Genomic DNA, 20,144 nt, shown 5'->3' with positions numbered 1-20,144 from the left:
TAGAATATGATACGCTGATTTTACAGATTCGTTTCACGAAAGCGCAGATTGACGCGGATTTGTTTTTTAATGTTTTAATCAATATTGTGGTCATTTGGTGTAACAAATCATATTACTCTCTTAAAATCAATTATTTATAAACTTCTCCCTCTGATAAATCATGCCGCTCCTCCGGAGCTTTTACCCTACAGGGCGATTTTTGCTACGCTATACCTATTTCGCTCCTTCGGAGCTAGACTCGAAATTTTCCTTTATGAAAATGAACATGAAAAAAAATCCGTGTCAATCTGCGTTTAATAATATGCACACAAATCAACCCGTAATCTGAAAATAAAAACGACCCCCTATTACTTTAATTTTCTATCCTCTTCCTTAATTGGTAAGTCGTTTATACTGGCAAATCGTTTTTGCATAAGTCCATTAGCATCAAATTCCCAATTTTCGTTTCCGTAAGCTCTGAACCAATTCCCTTCCAAATTCTGATATTCGTACTCAAATCGCACGGCAATTCTGTTTTCGGTATGTGCCCAATATTCTTTTTTTAGCTTGTAATGTCTTTCCTTCTCCCATTTTTGAGTCAAAAAGCGAATGATGGCCTCTCTTCCATTCACAAACTGATCTCTGTTTCGCCATTCGCTGTCAACGGTATACGCTTTTGAAACACGCTCAGGATCCTGACTGTTCCAGGCGTCTTCTGCCAATTGAATTTTCTCTAATGCCGTTTCATAAGTAAAAGGCGGCAATGGTAACTTCTGTTCCATAACTACAAAATTAAAGTTTGAATTATTTTCTTTGATTGCTCAATAAGATGATTGGATTTGAATAACTGACTTTCGATGATACAGCTTTCAAATAGTAAATAAATATGATCTGCCAAAAGTTCATTCTCAATCTCCGATTTAAAGTAATTTCGTAAGTCTGATTTATGGCTTTGAATTACACTCAGTACTTTCTCGTTATCTGAAGGTATTTCTGAAAGTAGGTTCAAAAAACTACATCCTCTGAAATTTTCTTTTTGATTCATGGCTACTAAAAAGTCAAAAGAAGTCAAAACTTTTAATTTAGAATCTTTTTGATCTGAAGTGAATTGTTCCAGCTTCGTAAACCAATATTCATGACGCCACTCTAAAAAAGCAACACATAAATCTTCTTTTGATTTAAAATGCTGATAAAAACTCGCTTTTGCCACTTTTGCTTCTTCAATAATTTGGTTGATTCCTGTGGAATTATATCCTTGGGTATGAAACAAAAAGGAGGCTTTTTCTAAAATTCGTTCTTTGGGTTGCATGTCTATTGTCTGTTTTGAATTACAAATATAAGCAATTTCCAGTAAATACAGACAAGTCTGTCTGTATTTAGATGAGTTTTTTTAACCGCAAAGAGCGTTGGGGTTTATACAAGGGACACCAGGTGAATTGTCAAACAATAACTTTGTCTAAAAAACTTTCTGAACAATTCTAAACAAAAAAAATCCAAACTCCAATTGAACATTGGAATTTGGATTTATATTTTTTTGGATTTGATACTCTGGTGAATCCTTATTTACTCCACTCAGCGATACTGTCTTTGTTTAATTTTACGTAATCCTGATTTTTAGCAGCTTCTGCAGCAGCAAGAGAAACTTTAGCGGTTTCAATCGCACCTTTTTTATCTCCTTGTTTTGCCTGAATTTGAGATTTTAATCTTAAGATATAGTAAGGTTTATCTGCACTTAAATCCAATGATTTATCAACATAAGTTCTGGCAGTATCGATATTACCATTCGACTGGAACAAATAAGTTGCTGCTGAAAAATAGTCGTTTGAACTTGGTCCACCTAACACTTTTTCGATGCTTGCCGTTGCTGTTTTTGCAGTTGGCACTTCAAATTTTAATGCTACATGAGAATTTTCCCAGGAGATTTCTAAATATCCATAATTTGGATCTAAACCATTAATTCCAATAGTGAAAGTCTCTACGGGAGTTGGCAATGCATCTTCTTTTACTGTAGTTCTCAGCGCCACATAAGCATCACTCCAGTTTTCAGGTAATCCCCAGTTATCAGTAGAAAGGTAAAAAATAACTTCCCAGCTTTCAATTTTAGGAATCGTATAAATTGCATATTTACCTTTTTTCAATGTTTTCCCATCGATTACTACATCATCACTAAAATTAATAATTGTGTTTTCATTAGCTCCGGTTCTCCATAATTTTCCAAACGGAACCAGATTTCCAAATACAGCTCTTCCTCTGGCACCCGGTCTTGAATACGTAACTTCTACGTCAGTCAATCCAACGGTTTGTTTGATATATCCTTTTGGACTCGCTTGCGGAGTTTTTATTTGTGCTTCTGAAGCAAAAGGAGCCAAAACAATGGCTAATGCAATAAGTAGTTTTTTCATTTTCTTAGTTTATTTTGTTCCCTCAAATTTACAAATTCAATTAACGAATAAATGTTAAATTTAACATAATTCAAGCGTCTAACTGTGATATTTTTTGCGCATTCAGCTCGCTAAAGTGATTGATAATCAAATCGGCATCTGATAAATCCTGTAATTTCGAATGATGACTGTTATACCCCACACAATATACGCCGGCACCTTTTGCTGCTTTTACTCCATTTGTGCTGTCTTCAATAATGATGCAGTTTTCTTTCGGAGCTTTTGATAGCGAAGCTGCATGCACAAAAATGGCCGGATTTGGCTTGGATTGCGGAAAATCTTCACCACTTACAATATCAGTAAAGTATTGATGTAAATTGAATCTGGTAAACACGCGTTCAATTGTTACTTTTGAAGCCGAAGAAGCCAAAATTAACTGTATTCCGTTGGCGTATAAATCTTTTATCAAATCTTCAACACCTTCTAACAAGTACAAATCTTCTTTGGTATCAAAGGCATCATTAAAAATATTTCTTTTTCGTTGAATTAAATCTTCAACTTCATGTTCAATATTTGGAAAAAGTCCTTTTAACGTTTGAAAGGTATTTCGCGTCGAAAATCCGGTAAACGAAGTGTACATTTCTTCTGTTACTGTAATATTCAGTTCGGCAAATTGTTTGTAATAGGCATAACGATGTACAGGTTCTGTGTCTACAATGACACCATCCATATCGAAAATTACTGTTTTTATCATTTTTTTTAAGGTACTAAGATTCTGAGAGGCTAAGGTTCTGAGGTTCTCGACTTCGCTCGAACTGACCAGCGTAAAAACTGAGACTGCGACTGAGACTGAAAACTAAACTATTCCTCCTTTTTATTAAGTAAATAGCGGATCACCGTTTCAGCAACATGCAAACCAAATAATCCCGGCATATAACTGTTAGTTCCGTAAAATGACTTTTTGAAGTTTTTTCCGTCTGTTAGTTTCAAGCTTTTATCGTCCTGAATTTCAGAAGAGAAAACTACTTTTAGTTTGTTTATTTTTTCAGCTTTTAAACGCTTTCTGATTGTTTTAGAGAAATAACAGTTTATTGTTTTTGAAATATCCGTTACTTTTACTTTCGAAGCCAGCATCTTTCCACCCGCACCCATACTGCTGATGATTTTTACTCTTTTGCGTTTCGCAGCGATAATCAGATTTAATTTTGGTGTAATACTGTCGATACAGTCCAACACATAATCAAATTCAGAAGAAACCATCTCAAAAGCTCTTTCAGGTGACAAAAACTCCTGTACTCTTGTTAGTTTTAATTCCGGATTGATGTCCATCAATCGGTCTCCGACAATCTTAATTTTTGGCTGTCCAACAGTGGAGTGCAAAGCCGGTAACTGTCTGTTAATATTTGTAATATCTACCACATCACCATCAACAATGGTCATACTTCCTACTCCTGCTCTCGCCAAAAATTCAGCTGCAAATGATCCAACTCCTCCTAAACCTACTACCAACACATTGGAATTTTGTAGGTTTTGCAATCCTTCTTTAGTAAATAAAAGCTCGGCTCTTTCTGTCCACTCTGCCATATGTTAATCTTGTTATTTTTGTTTATTTTTTTATTTGTTTCAGGTTTCTGGTTGTTCTTTTTGTTTCAAGTTTCAAGTTTCAGGTTTCACGTTTTGCACCCTACATTTTACGTCTTACATTTCACATTTTACACTCTACAATTTACACTCTACAATTTATGTTGGTCAGTTCGAGCGAAGTCGAGAACTTTTTGGAATTTGGATTTTCTAAAATTGAATTTTTAATTCTCATCACTTTCCCCAAAAACAGTATTGAAATTATCCGAAACAATCTTTTGCAATTCTTTAATGGTTAAACCTTTATATTGCGAGGCCAATTCGTAAACCTGCTCTATGCTTTCTTCGATTGTATCAGTTTCCAAAAAGAAGCGATCATTCGGAACAGCATGAAAAACAGCTTTCAAATCGGGATTTCGCAAAAGATATTTTCCAAACGAAATATAAAATCCTTCTTTAATTAGCTGCGCGGCAATCTGACTGTTTTTAGAAAAACCATGAACAATCATCGGAATCGAAATTTTCATTTTCTTCTTCAGTGCTATCACTTCCTGAAAAGCGGCAACACAATGGATGACTACCGGTTTCTGATACTTCTCCGCCAAAAGCAATTGCTTTTGAAAAACAATTATTTGTTGTTCCAACGGAATCTCAATTCTTTTGTCTAAGCCACATTCGCCAATAGCCAGACAGTTATTCGATTGCAATTTTTCTTCTATAATTTTCAATTCAGCATCAATTTGATCCTCTTTTATGTACCAGGGATGAATTCCTATGGAATAAAACGGAATCGAAGCATCAAACTCCTGCGGGTATTGATTGACCAATTCCAGCACATTGGTCAGACTTTTAAACTGATGGGTATGAAAATTAAAGAATTCCATTAGTGAAATGCTTTAACTCCTGCTTTGATTTCTACATTCAGATCGTTTTCCAAAGGAACTATCGGACATGAATATTTATGATTATAAGCGCAATATGGGTTGTAGGCCATATTAAAATCAACCGCAATTGTGTTCCCTTTTGGGACTTTTAAATCTATATATCTCCCTCCAATGTAACTTCCTTTTCCTGAAGTTAAATCTGAAAATGGTAAGAACAGATGATCTTTATATTCCTTCGTTTTCGAAAGCTCTATGTTTTTGTAAACATTCAATTTAAGGGCAACTCCTTCAATTGTGAAATATAAAGTTCCGTATTTGATGTATTTTGGTGTTCTTGTTCCGGTCGTTTTCATTTCGAAAACTTTTTCATTTTTTGCTTTCTCCAATCTAGCATTCACAAAATATTTGGCATTTATGGGGTAAAAATCTAAACTTTTAAAGGTTTTTAAATCTTCAGCCATTAACGGACTTGTCTTAGCATCAGCATATTCCGAATTTATTGTCTTTTGAAACTTCTCACTTTCCTTCTGATCAAATTTACTTTGTCCCAGGCAAAAATTAATCGTTAACAATACTAAAAAAACTATACTATTTTTCATCTTAGAAATTTTGAGCAAAAATAGTTCAAAAGTAACAAAGCAGCAACCGCTCATCCATACAAAGTTTGCTAACTTTGTTGCAAATAACTTATTTATAATGCTTAAAACCGCTTTTAGCCGCTACATCAATAATTTTAGAGGTTTTTCCAGAGAAATTTGGATTCTTGCTATTGTTACTTTTATCAATCGTGCCGGAACAATGGTGCTTCCGTTTTTATCCAAATATCTAAAAGAAGATTTACATTTTACCTATAATCAGGTCGGATGGATTATGGTGGCCTTTGGTTTCGGATCGATGTTAGGCTCGTGGCTAGGCGGAAAATTAACAGACAAAATCGGGTTTTACAAAATCATGATTTTTAGTTTGTTTACCAGTGGAGTTTCCCTTTTCCTTATTCAATATGTAACACATTTCTGGGCACTTTGCATCGCGATGTTTTGCTTAATGACCATTGCCGATATGTTTCGCCCGGCAATGTATGTTTCACTTGGTGCCTATTCTAAACCCGAAAACCGAACGCGTGCCCTTAGTTTGGTGCGTTTGGCCGTTAATTTAGGATTTGCCGCAGGTCCTGCATTAGGAGGTTTAATCATTATGAGTATCGGATATTCGGGCCTATTTTGGGTAGACGGTGCGTCATGTATCCTTGCTATTTCGATTTTTGCCTTATTGGTTAAAGAGAAGAAAAAAGCAGCACACGAAGATAAAATCGAAAATATTGAAATTCAAAAATCGGTTTTTCAGGACAGAATCTTTTGGGTTTTCCTGTTTGTGTGTTTCGCGACGGCTATCATATTCTTTCAGCTTTTTACCACTTTACCGCTGTATCATAACGAAAATTTCGGTTTAAGCGAATTTCAGACAGGATTGTTAATGACTTTAAACGGATTGCTTATTTTTTCTCTCGAAATGCCAACTGTTGCTTTTATGGAGAGGAAAGGGTTTCCTAAAATTAAAATTATTACCATTGGAGCCTGCATCATAACCCTGAGTTTCTTTTTATTACTGATTAATACCTGGGCTGGAATTCTGGTGATTAGTATGATTATTTTCTCGATTGGAGAGATACTCAACTTCCCTTTCTCGAATTCTTTTGCTTTAAGTCGCGCACCACGCGGACAGGAAGGCCGTTATATGGCGCTTTATACCATGAGTTTCAGTCTTGCTCATATTATAAGTGCAAAAATAGGTTTCGAGATCATCTCCCGATTCGGATACCAAATCAACTGGCTCTTTATGTCTTCTATTGGAGTTTTCGCCACGCTATGCTGCCTTTGGATCAAAAAGGCATTGGTTCAGGAGAAAATATCTTAAAGACATACTCCCTATATATTAAATCCGACAGGTTTTTAAAACCTGTCGGATTTGTTTATTCTACAAAACTCAAACCATTAAAAATCAATTACTTAAATTTGTAATTGATACAACTTTGCGCACCTGTATTTTAGATTCAAACTTAATTTTTAGTTAAATAACTATTTTTATAGTTGTGTAACTAAAAAAATAGTTGTAGGTTTGAATTAAAATTAGAAAACATGCAAAAGTTAACGAACAAAGAAGAGGAAATCATGCATATTTTATGGAGGCTTAAAAAAGCTTTCGTAAAGGAAGTTCAGGCAGAAATAACAGAAGATCAACCCCACTACAATACCTTATCGACTATAGTGCGTAATCTGGAAGAAAAGGGATTTGTGGCTCACAATGCTTTTGGAAACACGCATCAATATTATCCCATCATTACTTTAGAAGCCTACAGTAAAAAGTACATGAATACGGCAATTGACAATTACTTTAATAGCTCGTATAAAAATATGGTATCATTCTTTGCTAAAGAGGAGAAAATTTCGGCGGCAGAATTACGTGAAATTTTAGACATGATCGAAAATCCAAAAGGAGAAAAATAATTGTTTATGGAAGCACTTTTCTTATTTATCGCAAAATCCGGTGGTTTATTAATATTGTTTTATTGTGCTTACTATTTTTTACTGCGCAAAGAAACTTTCTTTAACAGCAACAGATGGTTTTTAATGGCTGGTTTGATTACTTCAGTAGTACTACCCTTTTTGGTATATTCAAAAACGGTTTGGGTGAACCCTACTCCAATGGCCAATGTGAATTATACTACTGTTTACCAACCGCCGCTTATCGAAAATAATGCTTCCTTAATCAATTGGAATCTGGTACTGCTCTCTGTTTACATTATTGTGTTTTTGGGACTGCTTCTAAAATTTGCTTTTGATTTTTATAGTCTGAATACCGTTTTAAAAGGAAAAAAAGTCACACAACAAGCCGATTTTAAATTCATCGATACCAACGAAAACATCGCTCCTTTCTCTTATTTTGATTATATCGTGTACAACTCATCAATGTATACGCCTTCGGAATTAGAAAGTATTATCGAGCATGAAAAGGTACATAGCGAGCAAAATCACACGGTAGATGTTTTACTGTCCAGAGTATTTTGTGTTCTCTTTTGGTTCAACCCTATTATGTGGCTGTATAAAAAAGCAATTCTTCAAAATCTGGAATTCATCGCCGATAGTGAAGCTGCACGAAAAATCTCCGACAAGAAAGCATATCAATACACTCTTTTAAAAATTACAACACATGAAAATTGTGTTGCCATTACCAATCATTTTTATCAATCATTAATCAAAAAACGAATCATTATGTTAAACAAAAATCAATCAAAGAAAAGAAATTCCTGGAAATTTGGAGCAATAGTTCCGGCACTTGCAGCATTTGTATTATTATTTCAAATTGAAGTAATTGCCAAAGAAAAACAACAGACTGCAAAGGTAATTTCAGGAAAAACAGAATCAGTAGATGTTTACAAAATCAAAAAGAATACGACAGATGCTGAATTAAAGGAAATCAAAGAAAAATTGAAATCAATTCATAACATTGAATTTAAGGCTTCTGAGATCAAAAGAAATGCTGATAACGAATTGATATCAATCAAAATTGATGTTAGAAATGGTAAACAGCAAACTCAATCTGTTCAGACTTCAGGAAATGAAGCTATTAAAGATTTTGGATTAATTGTTACAACGGATACCAATGGCAGCAAAAAAGTGGGAATTCAGACTGCTGACGAAAATAATTCCGAAAGCCACAAAGAATCCAAAAAAGTAAAAAGTAAAAAAGTAATCCTTAAACAAACTAAAGATGTTAACACTAATTCTGGTACTGATGAAAAAATTGCTGGCAATACTTATACAAATACTAGCACAACTACTGTAATCACAGATGATAATGGAACAACCAGCGTGTCCACTACAAATAATGATGGTAAAATTATGATTTCGACTTCAGGCAAAGGAAGCGGAAAAGGACCTAAGCTTACCATCGTGGATGGAGTTGAAATGCCTGCAAATTACGACCTTCAAGACCTTAAACCAAAACATATTAAAAAAATGAGTGTGTTTACGGGAAGTGAAGCAACTACAAAATATGGAGAAAAAGGGGCTAACGGTGTGATCGAAATCGAAACGCATCAATAAAAAGCTTAAAATGCAAAAGCTAACCAACAAAGAAGAGGAGATCATGCACATTTTATGGAAGCTTCAAAAAGCTTTTGTAAAAGAAATTCAGGCAGAGATCACTGAAGATCAGCCACATTACAACACGCTGTCTACAATTGTTCGTAATCTGGAAGAAAAAGGCTATGTAAGTCATAGCGCTTTTGGAAATACACATCAATACTTTCCTCTGGTGAGTATTGAAGAATATCGAAAAGGGTTTATGCATACTGCTATCGATAATTATTTTAACAGCTCTTATAAAAGTATGGTTTCATTTTTTGCCAAAGAAGAAAAAATCTCGGCCGCAGAATTACGAGAAATCTTAGTCATGATCGAAACTCCCTAAAAGAAAAAAATAGTTAGTTATGGAAGCCTTTTTCATTTTTATCGCAAAATCAAGCGGACTGGTAATATTGTTCTATTGCGCTTATTATTTTTTATTGCGCAAAGAAACCTTTTTTAACAGCAGCAGATGGTTTTTACTGGCAGGATTAATCACCTCCGTTGTTTTACCTTTTTTAGTTTACACCAAAATCGTATGGATAGAACCCACTCCTGTTGTTCAGACTCCTGTAATGGCTGCCTCAAGAGCAACAATGGCAGCAATGGATTATTCGAAAACATATCTTTCTCCCGCTATAGAAGAAGATACGTTTGAAATCAATTGGAATTATGTTATACTGGCTGTTTATGGTATCGGGTTTCTGGCTTTGGTGATAAAATTCATGATTGACTTTTATAGTCTTAATTCTGTTCTAAAAGGGAAAAAAGTACTGCAGCAGGCCGATTTCAAATTTGTCGATATCAACGAAAACATTGCTCCTTTTTCTTATTTTGATTATATCGTATACAACTCATCAATGTATACTGCTTCAGAATTAGAGAGTATTATTGAACACGAAAAGGTACACAGCGATCAGAATCATACGATGGACGTTTTAATTTCCAGAGTGTTTTGCGTCTTATTCTGGTTCAATCCTTTTATCTGGCTGTACAAAAAAGCAATTCTTCAAAACCTTGAATTTATTGCCGACAGTGAGGCAGCTAAAATAATAACCGACAAAAAAGCATATCAGTACACGCTTTTAAAAATAACAGCACACGAAAGCTGTGTTGCAATCACCAATCATTTTTATCAATCATTAATCAAAAAACGAATTGTCATGTTAAACAAAAATCAATCAAAGAAATGGAATTACTGGAAGTATTATGCCATCATTCCGGCACTAGCTGCTTTTATCTTTTTATTCCAAATTAAAACAATCGCACAAGAAAAAGAAGCCAGAAAAGTTAAAGAATCGAAAGAGGTCACTAAAAAAAATGACTCAACTGATGTTATTAAAATCCAAAAAAACACTACAGATCAGGAGCTTAAAAAAATTACCGAAGATTTAAAACAAAAGCACAATGTTGATGTTGTTATCTCGGATGTAAAAAGAAACAGCGAGAATGAGCTGACTGCTATTAAAGTAGATGTAAAAAAACAGAATGGAAAAACGCAAACCATTCACATCGAAAGCAATAACCCCATTAAAGGCTGTGGAATTGTGATCTCAGCTCAAAATGATGGCTCCAAAAGTGTAGCATTAATAACGGATGATGCCCCAAACAGACCAGGGATTTTCAGAAATCAGGTTGCAGAAAGAGAAAATATCAATGATACAGATGGCGATCCTCTTACACCCCCAACCCCTCCAACTCCACCTTCATTTCCTAATGGGGCGATGCCACCAATGCCTCCATTAAATGTTCCAATGCCTCCAATGCCTCCAATGAATCCAGGCAGTAAAGCTGAAATGGCTAATTTTAAGAAAGATATGGCCGAGTATGAAAAGAAATTAAAATCTATCGAACCAAGTATCGCAGCCTACGAAAAACAATTGAATGAATTCTTGTCGCAAAGAGATGCAAATTATGAGAAGGATATGCAAAAGTATGAGGCTGCAATGGACAAATTCAGTGCAGAAATGGAAAAATTTGCCGAGAACATAGAAGTTAAATACGGAAAAGATTCTAAAGAGTACGGCATCAATATGAAGCAGTACGAACAAGATATGAAACAGTACGAGCAGGATATGCGCAGATATGAAGTTGATATGAAAAGGCTTGAAAAAGAAATGAAGCAGGACGAGAAAGAAGCCCGAAAACTGGAAAAAAGAAACAGAAGATCTTAATCGACATCACATTCTAAAATCTTATAAACACTTAAAAATCAATTAAAAAGACTTTGCCTGATCGCAAAGTCTTTTTTTTATATCTTTGCAAAAAATTTAGCCGTTATGTACAAAATTTTAGCCCAAATCAACAAAATACTGTTGCCTAGTTTTACCAAACAAGGCCTGGACATTACAAAAGCAAAGAAATGGCAGATGGCCGTTATTGGTTACCGGGCTTATGTGACCAAAAGAGCTTTAGGATAGTATTCTAAAAAAATCTCTTCAAAACTCTACCTAACCGCCTTAGGTTATCGGCTATCTATTTGCCGTTTTTCTCTCCATTACATTTCCATGAAAAATAAAGAATTCAATATCCCCCCTGTTTACGCGGTGCTTTTAGCCATTGTAAGTGTTCAGTGTGGGGCTGCCATTGCAAAAAGTTTATTTCCAACCATAGGTGCTGCGGGAACAGCTTCTTTGCGAATCGGAATTTCGGCTGTTATATTACTTTTAGCCTACAGACCTAATTTAAAAGCAATCACTTCAAAACAATGGAGAATTGTTCTTCCATATGGTTTGACACTTGGCGCTATGAATTTAGTTTTTTATAGTGCAATAGAAAGAATCCCGATTGGTCTGGCAGTGACACTTGAATTTATAGGTCCGTTACTGGTTGCCATTGTCGGCTCGAAGCGTTTGCTTGATTACTGCTGGGTAGTACTGGCAGCAATTGGAATAGTTTTAATAGCTCCCTGGTCCAATGACAAAATCGATCCCATAGGTGTTTTATTCGCTCTTTTTGCAGGTGCTTTATGGGCTGCCTATATCGTTCTGGGTGGAAAAGTTTCTAAAATTATGCATGGCGGAGAAGCTGTTGCTACCGGAATGCTTTTCGGAGCCGTTTTAATTCTACCGTTTGGTATTTATGAAAACGGATTAGTAAATCTTACTCCAAAACTCTTCGGAATGGGTGTTGCTCTGGCGCTTCTATCCAGTGCCATTCCATTTACACTCGAAATGAAAGCTCTGGGCCAGCTTCCTCCTCGTACTTTTAGTATTCTAATGAGCTTAGAACCTGCTGCGGCAGCTATCTGCGCTTTTATTTTCCTGCAGGAACATTTAAACATTTATGAAATTTTAGCCGTTATATGTGTTGTAATTGCTTCGGCAGGATCCACTTTAACCGCAAAACGTTAAGTTAAATCTCAAAATTTTAAACTCCAAAATCCAAATTCCAATTTGTAAACTGGGATTTGGATTTTGGATTTTGAGATTTAGACTTTCGTCTATTTTTTTGGCAACAAAACAGCGTCAATTACATGAATTACACCATTTGACTGGTTTACATCTGCAATAGTAACTTTAGCCTTATTTCCACTTTCGTCACTGATGTACAAATCTTTCCCTTTCATCCAAGCCGTTAAAGTTCCTCCGTTAACAGCTTTTATAACCGCTTTTCCTTTACCTTCTTTAATGGCTTTTGCAATATCAGCAGCATTCCATTTTCCCGCTGCCACATGATAGGTTAAGATGTTTTGAAGCGATTTTTTATTTTCAGGTTTTAATAATGATTCAACAGTTCCTTTTGGTAATTTATCAAATGCTGCATTTGTTGGGGCAAAAACAGTAAACGGTCCCTTTCCTTCAAGGGTTTCCACTAATCCGGCGGCTTTTACAGCTGCTACTAATGTCGTGTGATCTTTTGAATTAACGGCATTTTCAATAATATTTTTAGTAGGATACATTGCAGCTCCGCCAACCATTACGGTTTTTTGTGCAAATGATGAAAATCCAAATCCTAATACCAGGATTGCTACGGCTAAAAAATTTCTAGTTTTCATAATTAATATTTTAGGTTATAAGCTCATTTACGCGGTAATATTAGTTTTGGTTTTAATACCTCTTCAAAAAAAATTAAGAAATAACAAAAAACACTCAAAATTGACTGCAAAACAAGCCTTTATTGTTAAAAAAATACTTTTAATTATTTTTAAATCTTTATCCTGAATTTTGTTAATTTAATTACTAACTTTAGAATCAAAACACATTTATTATGCAAAATCTGCCGAAAAAAGTAAGAAGTAAAAAATTAAATGCAAGAGTCGATTTAACGGCAATGGTAAGTGTTTCTTTCTTGCTGATTATATTTTTTATGGTAACTATAGAATTAGCCAAACCAAAAGTTATTCTATATGATACTGGCAGAGACAGAGGTTGTTGTGACTGTCCTCCTCGCCATTATGGAGAGAATAGATCAATGACTATAATATTAGGCGAGAATAACAAAATAATTGCTTACACAGGTTTACTATTTGCCCCCATTGTTTCCCCAAAAGAGATGCAATATGGTAAAAATGGAATCAGAAGAGAATTGTTCGAAAGAAATAAAACAGTTCTGGAATACTCAGCTGCTTTGGGGAAACCCGGACGCGGACTTACCGTTATAATAAAACCAAGCAAAAAATCCAGTTATGGCAATTTGGTTGATATAATAGACGAAATGAAAATTATAGGCATAACTTCCTATTCTATTGTTGATTATTATACTCCGGAGGAAGAAAATTTACTAGCTTCTAATTAATTCGTTTTTATAATTCAAACTAAAATCTATGCAAAATCTGCCAAAAAAAGTAAGAAGTAAAAAGTTAAATGCAAGAGTCGATTTAACTGCAATGGTGAGTGTTTCATTTTTGCTGATTATATTTTTTATGCTAACCATTGAATTAGCTAAGCCAAAAAGTATTGGTTTAGATTTACCTGATAATGGGGATATCACCTGCGGTCCTATTGGTTGTATCGATTCCAATCGTATTTATACAATCTTATTAGATGATAATGACAAAATTGTTACATATTCAGGATTATTGTTCTCTCCTCTTGAAAATTCAAAAAGTAGCGTATATGGAGAAACCGGAATTAGAAAAGAAATTTTTGAAACAAACAAAAGAATTACAGAATATTCGACCGCGATTGGAAAACCTAAAAACGGTGCAATTGTGATTATAAAACCCAGCAAGAAAAGTAATTTTAAAAATCTTGTTGATATTCTGGATGAAATGGCAATTGCTAAAATTGAAACCTATTCGATTGTAAATGAATTTACCCCCGAAGAAGCTAAATTACTGGCTTCAAAATAGATTGCAAGTTCTCCCTACAAAAGTTCTCGACTCCGCTCGAACTGACAAACCTGTGAAAAAAAAAGTCCCACATTGCTGTGGGACTTTCTATTTAGAGGAAACTAAGAATTATTTTTTCTCCGTTTTTTCCATTTTAGCTTTTAATGCAGCTAATACATCATTGTTATCTCCTAAAGTTGCAGCTGGTGCATTTGTAGTAGATGCAGATGAAGTATTTTCAGCAGCAGCTTTCACGTTTTTCTCTTCTTCTTCACGGAAGATAGCAGTGTGAGAAGCAACTACTCTTTTGAATTCTTTGTTGAATTCGATTACTTTGAAATCAGCAGTATCACCTTTTTTCAATTTCTTTCCGTCTTCTTTTTCAAGGTGACGAGTTGGAATGAAAGCAACGATATCATCTCCGAATTCTACAGTAGCTCCTTTGTCAACGATTTCAGAAATTTCACCATTGTGGATAGTTCCTACAGCGAAAGAATCTTCGTATTGATCCCAAGGATTAGCAGTAGTTTGTTTGTGACCTAAAGATAATTTACGTCCTTCAACATCTAATTCTAATACCACTACATCAAGTTTTTCACCAACATTTACAAATTCAGATGGGTGTTTGATTTTCTTAGTCCAAGAAAGGTCAGAAATGTAGATTAATCCATCAATTCCTTCTTCTAATTCTACGAAAATACCAAAGTTTGTAAAGTTTCTAACGATACCTGTATGTTTAGAACCTACTGGGTATTTAGAAGTAATGTCAGTCCATGGATCCTGAGTCAATTGTTTGATACCTAATGACATCTTACGATCGTCTCTGTCTAAAGTTAAGATAACTGCTTCAACAACATCTCCAACTTTCACGAAGTCCTGAGCAGAACGTAAGTGAGTAGACCATGACATTTCAGAAACGTGGATTAAACCTTCAACACCTTCAGCAACTTCGATGAAAGCACCGTAATCAGCGATTACAACTACTTTACCTTTTACTTTATCACCAATTGTTAAATTAGCATCTAAAGCATCCCATGGGTGAGCGTTTAATTGTTTCAATCCTAATTGAATTCTTGTTTTCTCATCATCGAAATCAAGGATTACAACGTTTAATTTTTGGTCTAATTCAAGAACTTCACTTGGGTGGTTGATTCTGCTCCAAGAAAGGTCAGTAATGTGAATTAATCCGTCAACACCACCTAAGTCAATGAACACACCATAAGAAGTAATGTTTTTAACAACACCTTCTAATACTTGTCCTTTTTGTAATTGACCGATGATTTCTTTTTTCTGTACTTCGATATCAGCCTCGATAAGTGCTTTATGAGATACAACAACGTTTTTGAATTCGTGGTTGATTTTTACCACTTTGAATTCCATCATTTTGTTTACATATACATCGTAGTCTCTAATTGGCTTAACGTCAATTTGAGATCCTGGTAAGAACGCCTCGATACCGAATACGTCAACGATCATACCTCCTTTAGTTCTGCATTTAACAAAACCGTTAACGATTTCTCCAGTTTCATTAGCTGCAATAACTCTATCCCAAGATTTGATAGTACGTGCTTTTCTGTGAGATAATACTAACTGACCTGTTTTATCCTCACGGATGTCGATTAATACTTCTACTTTGTCACCTACTTTTAAGTTTGGGTTGTAACGGAATTCGTTTAAAGAAATAACACCTTCAGATTTAGCATTGATATCAACGATAACGTCTCTATCTGTAATTCTAACAACAACTCCTTCTACTACTTCTTCCTGATCTGTAGCAATGAAAGTTTTTGATACTAGTTCTTCAAACTCTAATAAGTTTTTCTCATCAACTGCATCAATTCCTTCTTGGAAATTATGCCAGTTAAAATTTGCTAAAAACTCTTCTTGTGATTTTAATTGTTCAGACATGCTGATAAAAAATTTGTATTCTGTTTCTCTCGAGTTTCATAAAGCAGTAGAAAATACAGAAGTTGTTTTACATAAATAGTTGATACCTAAAGGAAACTCTTCTTTGCCAAAAGGACTGCAAAATTAATACATTTATTTGTAATAGCAAAACAAAAGTGTATTAGATGTTGATTGTTAATGGTTGATGGTTGGTGGTTACTACCTCACAGTTTACAGTTTACAGTTTACAGTTTACCTCTAACCTCTAACCTCTAACATTTCACAACTCACAACTCACACATATACAAATACTGCTCACTTATAAAAAAATATACCCTACAGGTTTTAAAAACCTGTAGGGTATTATATAATTGTTTAAACAATATGAATTGGCTTCTCTTAAAATGTCGAGGTTACATTGGTGTTTCGGCTTTTGGCCAGTAAAATATCAAGTTTTAAAACGGTAAATCTTCCGTTGTTGTCGATATAATTAAGGGTTTCTTTCCCTGCATTCAATGAAATTGTTTTTGGATAATTAAAGTTGGGCACTAACTCAGGTAGATTAATTACAATCTTTTCCCCTACACTGTTCTTATACTTTAAAACACCACTTTTGTTTTCAAATATTGCCTCGTAAAAAGTGTCATCACTTGTTGTCATTGAAAGCCACATCGATCCATTAAAAAAATACACATCTTTTGTAGAATAGTCAAAAAAGAGATCTCCTGCTTTTCCATTATTCTTAGGTAAACCGTCTTCTTCCGTCAGGTTCTTCAGATTGTTCCATTTATTCTCGTACCAATAATAATAACCCGGTAAAACTTGTGTGTTTTTTGCTGTATTAAAGACCAAAATAAATTTAGTGTCTCTATCTACAACGGTAGACTTGTCAAATCTGCTTTTTAATGTTGTTCGTGGTATCATTATTTCTTTACTTTTACAAATTAGATCTAAACGTGATGATACATTTGACAATTCTTTATGAGTGTTTGTCTGATGTTTTTGAGTGCCTGTCTGACACATTACTACCGCAGGAACTAACCACATAATACTCAAAATTATCTTTCTCATATTTACTCCATCTTTAAATTCAGGAGCAAATTTAATACACTCATTTACTGCTAATTACCCATATTTAACAAGCAGCAGTAATGATGTAACAAATAGTACTTTATTTGGAATAAGTGGTTTTGAGTTGTGTGAAATGTGAGAATTCTGGAATGTGTATACTGTAGAATTAAGTTGCGTTTACGGTGAAACGTAGGATGTGCAAACACTGCGACCTCTAAACTGTAAACTGAGACTGAAAACTATAAACTGTAAGCTATCTGATATGCTGTTTTTAATCACGAAGTTTGCGAAAATTATCATGAGATATTACGATCTGGTACATCTCACATTTTACACAGCAGTATCTATTTTCGATTTCGAAGCCATTTTTCGATTGGTTCAAGAACTGTGTTGACAATTGTAACTAAGAATGTACAAATCATGGCTTCGATAAAATAGCCTGACGCGGCAATACAGCCAATAGCAGCACTGCACCATATGGTAGCAGCAGAATTAAGACCATGTACATTGGTTCCTTCTCTAAATATAACTCCGGCACCTAAAAAGCCAACTCCCATAACGACCTGAGCTGTAATACGGGTTACGTCAATATTGGGTGCTGTTGCAGCTACTTTAATCGACAATAAAACAAATGCGGCTGCTCCAGTTGCTACAAGCATATTGGTTTTTAAACCGGTTTCTTTGTGGTGCCACTGTCTTTCGAAACCAATAATTAGTCCGGCGAAAAGTGCGATTATAAGTCGGGTTAGGAATTCTGTTGTACTCAAAGTTATTGTTTTTTAAATTAAATACCGTTGGATTTAGATTTTCACGCAGATTTAGCTGATTTTTTCTGTTTACTCTTTTCTATAAACTATTTAATAGAATAAATTTAAGAAATTAAATACAATCATTTTTTATCTGTATCATTAAAAAATAAATCTCTTTGTACTTCACAAAAAAGCTGCAAGATTACCTTGCAGCTTTTCATAACAATTTAATTAACTCAACTTCATTAAAAAAGCTAACTCTTTATTACATCGAAACAATAATGAACTCACTTCTTCGATTTGCCTGATGTTCTTCTGTAGTACATTTTACGCCATCAGCACATTTATTCAGTAATTGTGTTTCTCCATATCCTTTTCCGGTTATACGATCAGCAGCTATTCCTTTTTTAACAAGCCATGCCACTGTTGCTTTAGCTCGTTTGTCGGATAGTTTTTCATTGTACGCATGAGTTTGTCTGCTATCTGTGTGCGAGCGAACATCAATTTTCATGCTTGGATTTTGAATCATCACCTGACGGATTTTCTCTAATTCAATGGCGGCTTCTTTTCGAACAATCGATTTACCCAAATCGAAGTAAATCATTTTTATGTGTAAAATTTTTGCCAAATCATCGCCTACAATCAATTTTTCAATCGGTTTTTCAACCACTTTTTGAGGCGTTTTTTTCAAAGGCAATGTCAAACTTGTTTTATCGATTGCTTTAGGCAGTTCATTAGGTTCATAATTTTCTCTTGCAGCACGAACAAAGTATTCTTTATTGCAATTTACTTTAAAACTATACTTGCCATCAGCACTGGTTATTACCTCGCCTATTTTCTGAAGCTGATTGTCCAGTAAATTTACTTTAGCGTTATCCAGTACCAAACTTGTTTCGGCATCAATAACAGTTCCTGATAAAATCTCTTCACAAGGCAATTTTCTGGTTTCCGAAAAACGGTAAACGTCATCGTAACCATGTCCTCCATCTCTATTTGATGAGAAAAAGCCTGTCCTGCTTTTACTGTCTAATATAAAGCCAAAATCATCCAGTCTTGTATTTATAGGAGCTCCGACATTCTGAACTTCACTAAACGTCAAATCATTTTTAATAGTCGAAACATACACATCAAGTCCTCCTAATCCCGGACGTCCGTCGCTGGCAAAATACAGTTCATTATCTCCTGATATAAAAGGAAAAGTTTCTCTTCCTTCAGTATTTATCTTTTCTCCAAGATTTTCAGGTTTACCAAAACTGCCATCAGTATTAATAGTCACACTATACAAATCTGATTGCCCAAAAGTACCCGGCATGTCTGAAGCAAAGTATAACTTTTTTTCATCTGCGCTTAATGCCGGATGTGCCACACTGTACTGATCACTGTTAAAAGGTAATTCAACAATATTTGTCCATTTACCCTCTATAAAACTTGCCTTATACAATTTCAGTAAAGTGACTTTTTTGTCGTCTACTCCTTTTTTACCATTCAGAAAATTGTTTCTGGTAAAATACATTGTTAAACCGTCTTTTGTAAAAACTGGAGTCGATTCATTAAATTTTGAATTGACCTTTCTTTCAAAACGCTTCGGAATTCCCATACTGCCATCGGCAAGTAATTCTGCCGCATAAAGATTGGTAAACGATTTGTTGGTCCATTTGAATTTTTCTTTGGCAACTCCACCCGTATCTCTGGCAGAGGCAAATATCAATTTGTTATCTAAAAAAGAACTTCCATAATCGGAGTATTTTGAATTAATTCCGGCATCGGCTATTTCAAATCGCCCTGAATTATTTTTTATCTGCTCCAAATAATTTTTATTCTTTTCAAATAGCAATCCTCTTTTATCAGTACTTGCCTTTTCATTGAAAAGCTCTAATATTTTATTGGCTTTAGCATAATTTCCAGTCGCTTTTAGCGTTTGGGCATATCGATAATAATACTCAAATTCCTGTTGCTCATTCATTCCAAAAAGAGCTTTGTACCATTTTAATGCCTTCACCAACTCGCCATTAAAATAATAGGCATTACCCAATCGTTGGAGCATTTTTTCCTCTTTATACCCTTTTTCTGCTACCTTTTCGTACGCAGCAATTGCATCTATATACGCATACTGGATGTAATTTCTATCAGCTTTGTCTAAACCTGACTTTTGTGCCATTCCACTAAAAAAAACGGAAGACAGAAAAACGGTATATGCTATTTTTTTTATTTTCATA

At 34.7% G+C, this 20,144-nt stretch carries 21 protein-coding genes; 9 read left to right on the top strand and 12 right to left on the bottom strand.

Going from position 1 to position 20,144, the window contains the following annotated elements; all coding sequences use genetic code 11:
* Positions 1–347: 347 nt before the first annotated feature.
* The 7 genes from ACAM30_RS17710 to ACAM30_RS17680 form a co-directional block, all read right to left on the bottom strand.
* A complete protein-coding gene (locus tag ACAM30_RS17710; RefSeq protein WP_369615898.1) occupies positions 348–761 on the bottom strand; it encodes a DUF1348 family protein in 414 nt (137 codons plus the stop codon).
* A 2-nt stretch (positions 762–763) separates the two neighbouring features.
* Entirely contained in the window at positions 764–1,288 is a 525-nt protein-coding gene (locus ACAM30_RS17705) for a TetR/AcrR family transcriptional regulator (RefSeq protein ID WP_369615897.1), read from the bottom strand.
* A gap of 250 nt (positions 1,289–1,538) precedes the next feature.
* Positions 1,539–2,381 (bottom strand): DUF2911 domain-containing protein, encoded by an 843-nt coding sequence (locus tag ACAM30_RS17700; protein ID WP_369615896.1) that lies wholly within the window; start codon positions 2,379–2,381, stop codon positions 1,539–1,541.
* Positions 2,382–2,451: 70 nt separating this feature from the next.
* On the bottom strand, positions 2,452–3,114 hold the full coding sequence (locus ACAM30_RS17695) for an HAD family hydrolase (protein ID WP_369615895.1): 663 nt from the start codon (positions 3,112–3,114) through the stop codon (positions 2,452–2,454).
* Between the two features lie 107 nt (positions 3,115–3,221).
* Positions 3,222–3,944 carry a ThiF family adenylyltransferase gene (locus ACAM30_RS17690; RefSeq protein WP_369615894.1) on the bottom strand — a complete coding sequence of 241 codons (723 nt, stop codon included), beginning with the start codon at positions 3,942–3,944 and terminating at the stop codon, positions 3,222–3,224.
* A gap of 221 nt (positions 3,945–4,165) precedes the next feature.
* Positions 4,166–4,825, bottom strand: coding sequence for a TatD family hydrolase (locus ACAM30_RS17685; protein WP_369615893.1), 660 nt, complete (start codon positions 4,823–4,825; stop codon positions 4,166–4,168).
* Positions 4,825–5,424 carry a DUF1684 domain-containing protein gene (locus tag ACAM30_RS17680; protein WP_369615892.1) on the bottom strand — a complete coding sequence of 200 codons (600 nt, stop codon included), beginning with the start codon at positions 5,422–5,424 and terminating at the stop codon, positions 4,825–4,827. The genes ACAM30_RS17685 and ACAM30_RS17680 overlap by 1 nt, the downstream gene beginning before the upstream one ends.
* Before the next feature lie 97 nt (positions 5,425–5,521).
* On the opposite strand from ACAM30_RS17680, the gene ACAM30_RS17675 reads away from it, so the two are divergent.
* The 7 genes from ACAM30_RS17675 (at position 5,522) to ACAM30_RS17645 (ending at position 12,302) form a co-directional block, all read left to right on the top strand.
* Positions 5,522–6,739, top strand: coding sequence for an MDR family MFS transporter (locus ACAM30_RS17675; protein WP_369615891.1), 1,218 nt, complete (start codon positions 5,522–5,524; stop codon positions 6,737–6,739).
* A gap of 221 nt (positions 6,740–6,960) precedes the next feature.
* Positions 6,961–7,329, top strand: a complete 369-nt coding sequence (locus ACAM30_RS17670) for a BlaI/MecI/CopY family transcriptional regulator (RefSeq protein ID WP_017498597.1) — start codon at positions 6,961–6,963, stop codon at positions 7,327–7,329.
* A 6-nt stretch (positions 7,330–7,335) separates the two neighbouring features.
* A complete protein-coding gene (locus tag ACAM30_RS17665; RefSeq protein WP_369615890.1) occupies positions 7,336–8,928 on the top strand; it encodes a M56 family metallopeptidase in 1,593 nt (530 codons plus the stop codon).
* A 10-nt stretch (positions 8,929–8,938) separates the two neighbouring features.
* The gene (locus ACAM30_RS17660; RefSeq protein WP_369615889.1) at positions 8,939–9,295 is read left to right on the top strand and encodes a BlaI/MecI/CopY family transcriptional regulator; all 357 of its coding nucleotides are present in this window, start codon (positions 8,939–8,941) and stop codon (positions 9,293–9,295) included.
* Between the two features lie 19 nt (positions 9,296–9,314).
* Positions 9,315–11,123, top strand: a complete 1,809-nt coding sequence (locus tag ACAM30_RS17655) for a M56 family metallopeptidase (protein WP_369615888.1) — start codon at positions 9,315–9,317, stop codon at positions 11,121–11,123.
* 105 nt (positions 11,124–11,228) lie between these two features.
* A complete protein-coding gene (locus tag ACAM30_RS17650) occupies positions 11,229–11,369 on the top strand; it encodes a hypothetical protein (protein ID WP_017498601.1) in 141 nt (46 codons plus the stop codon).
* 87 nt (positions 11,370–11,456) lie between these two features.
* Positions 11,457–12,302, top strand: a complete 846-nt coding sequence (locus ACAM30_RS17645; RefSeq protein ID WP_369615887.1) for a DMT family transporter — start codon at positions 11,457–11,459, stop codon at positions 12,300–12,302.
* Between the two features lie 89 nt (positions 12,303–12,391).
* Here the strand turns inward: ACAM30_RS17645 and ACAM30_RS17640 are convergent, their stop codons facing one another.
* The gene (locus ACAM30_RS17640; protein WP_369615886.1) at positions 12,392–12,946 is read right to left on the bottom strand and encodes a fasciclin domain-containing protein; all 555 of its coding nucleotides are present in this window, start codon (positions 12,944–12,946) and stop codon (positions 12,392–12,394) included.
* 212 nt (positions 12,947–13,158) lie between these two features.
* Between ACAM30_RS17640 and ACAM30_RS17635 the strand changes: the two genes are divergently transcribed.
* Entirely contained in the window at positions 13,159–13,686 is a 528-nt protein-coding gene (locus tag ACAM30_RS17635; protein ID WP_369615885.1) for an ExbD/TolR family protein, read from the top strand.
* A gap of 28 nt (positions 13,687–13,714) precedes the next feature.
* Positions 13,715–14,242 (top strand): ExbD/TolR family protein, encoded by a 528-nt coding sequence (locus ACAM30_RS17630; protein WP_369615884.1) that lies wholly within the window; start codon positions 13,715–13,717, stop codon positions 14,240–14,242.
* 108 nt (positions 14,243–14,350) lie between these two features.
* On the opposite strand, the gene rpsA is transcribed toward ACAM30_RS17630, so the two are convergent.
* The 4 genes from rpsA to ACAM30_RS17610 all read right to left on the bottom strand — a co-directional run bounded on the left by rpsA (position 14,351) and on the right by ACAM30_RS17610 (position 20,143).
* Entirely contained in the window at positions 14,351–16,129 is a 1,779-nt protein-coding gene (rpsA, locus tag ACAM30_RS17625) for a 30S ribosomal protein S1 (RefSeq protein ID WP_369615883.1), read from the bottom strand.
* Positions 16,130–16,507: 378 nt separating this feature from the next.
* Positions 16,508–17,179: a hypothetical protein gene (locus tag ACAM30_RS17620; protein ID WP_369615882.1), complete on the bottom strand. Its 672-nt coding sequence runs from the start codon at positions 17,177–17,179 to the stop codon at positions 16,508–16,510.
* A gap of 344 nt (positions 17,180–17,523) precedes the next feature.
* Positions 17,524–17,946, bottom strand: a complete 423-nt coding sequence (locus ACAM30_RS17615) for an MgtC/SapB family protein (protein ID WP_369615881.1) — start codon at positions 17,944–17,946, stop codon at positions 17,524–17,526.
* A gap of 247 nt (positions 17,947–18,193) precedes the next feature.
* Positions 18,194–20,143, bottom strand: coding sequence for an OmpA family protein (locus tag ACAM30_RS17610; RefSeq protein ID WP_369615880.1), 1,950 nt, complete (start codon positions 20,141–20,143; stop codon positions 18,194–18,196).
* Position 20,144 lies beyond the last annotated feature (1 nt).

Source organism: Flavobacterium sp. CFS9 (assembly GCF_041154745.1).
Taxonomy (GTDB): domain Bacteria; phylum Bacteroidota; class Bacteroidia; order Flavobacteriales; family Flavobacteriaceae; genus Flavobacterium.
The sequence above is the reverse complement of the archived record's forward strand: the minus strand, read 5'-3'. Positions and strand labels throughout refer to the sequence as shown.

What these genes read in the sequence shown, in the direction of transcription:
- ACAM30_RS17710 (WP_369615898.1), bottom strand. Translation starts at nt 761, where the DNA reads ATGGAACAGAAGTTACCATTGCCGCCTTTTACTTATGAAACGGCATTA.
- ACAM30_RS17705 (WP_369615897.1), bottom strand. Translation starts at nt 1,288, where the DNA reads ATGCAACCCAAAGAACGAATTTTAGAAAAAGCCTCCTTTTTGTTTCAT.
- ACAM30_RS17700 (WP_369615896.1), bottom strand. Translation starts at nt 2,381, where the DNA reads ATGAAAAAACTACTTATTGCATTAGCCATTGTTTTGGCTCCTTTTGCT.
- ACAM30_RS17695 (WP_369615895.1), bottom strand. Translation starts at nt 3,114, where the DNA reads ATGATAAAAACAGTAATTTTCGATATGGATGGTGTCATTGTAGACACA.
- ACAM30_RS17690 (WP_369615894.1), bottom strand. Translation starts at nt 3,944, where the DNA reads ATGGCAGAGTGGACAGAAAGAGCCGAGCTTTTATTTACTAAAGAAGGA.
- ACAM30_RS17685 (WP_369615893.1), bottom strand. Translation starts at nt 4,825, where the DNA reads ATGGAATTCTTTAATTTTCATACCCATCAGTTTAAAAGTCTGACCAAT.
- ACAM30_RS17680 (WP_369615892.1), bottom strand. Translation starts at nt 5,424, where the DNA reads ATGAAAAATAGTATAGTTTTTTTAGTATTGTTAACGATTAATTTTTGC.
- ACAM30_RS17675 (WP_369615891.1), top strand. Translation starts at nt 5,522, where the DNA reads ATGCTTAAAACCGCTTTTAGCCGCTACATCAATAATTTTAGAGGTTTT.
- ACAM30_RS17670 (WP_017498597.1), top strand. Translation starts at nt 6,961, where the DNA reads ATGCAAAAGTTAACGAACAAAGAAGAGGAAATCATGCATATTTTATGG.
- ACAM30_RS17665 (WP_369615890.1), top strand. Translation starts at nt 7,336, where the DNA reads ATGGAAGCACTTTTCTTATTTATCGCAAAATCCGGTGGTTTATTAATA.
- ACAM30_RS17660 (WP_369615889.1), top strand. Translation starts at nt 8,939, where the DNA reads ATGCAAAAGCTAACCAACAAAGAAGAGGAGATCATGCACATTTTATGG.
- ACAM30_RS17655 (WP_369615888.1), top strand. Translation starts at nt 9,315, where the DNA reads ATGGAAGCCTTTTTCATTTTTATCGCAAAATCAAGCGGACTGGTAATA.
- ACAM30_RS17650 (WP_017498601.1), top strand. Translation starts at nt 11,229, where the DNA reads ATGTACAAAATTTTAGCCCAAATCAACAAAATACTGTTGCCTAGTTTT.
- ACAM30_RS17645 (WP_369615887.1), top strand. Translation starts at nt 11,457, where the DNA reads ATGAAAAATAAAGAATTCAATATCCCCCCTGTTTACGCGGTGCTTTTA.
- ACAM30_RS17640 (WP_369615886.1), bottom strand. Translation starts at nt 12,946, where the DNA reads ATGAAAACTAGAAATTTTTTAGCCGTAGCAATCCTGGTATTAGGATTT.
- ACAM30_RS17635 (WP_369615885.1), top strand. Translation starts at nt 13,159, where the DNA reads ATGCAAAATCTGCCGAAAAAAGTAAGAAGTAAAAAATTAAATGCAAGA.
- ACAM30_RS17630 (WP_369615884.1), top strand. Translation starts at nt 13,715, where the DNA reads ATGCAAAATCTGCCAAAAAAAGTAAGAAGTAAAAAGTTAAATGCAAGA.
- rpsA (WP_369615883.1), bottom strand. Translation starts at nt 16,129, where the DNA reads ATGTCTGAACAATTAAAATCACAAGAAGAGTTTTTAGCAAATTTTAAC.
- ACAM30_RS17620 (WP_369615882.1), bottom strand. Translation starts at nt 17,179, where the DNA reads ATGAGAAAGATAATTTTGAGTATTATGTGGTTAGTTCCTGCGGTAGTA.
- ACAM30_RS17610 (WP_369615880.1), bottom strand. Translation starts at nt 20,143, where the DNA reads ATGAAAATAAAAAAAATAGCATATACCGTTTTTCTGTCTTCCGTTTTT.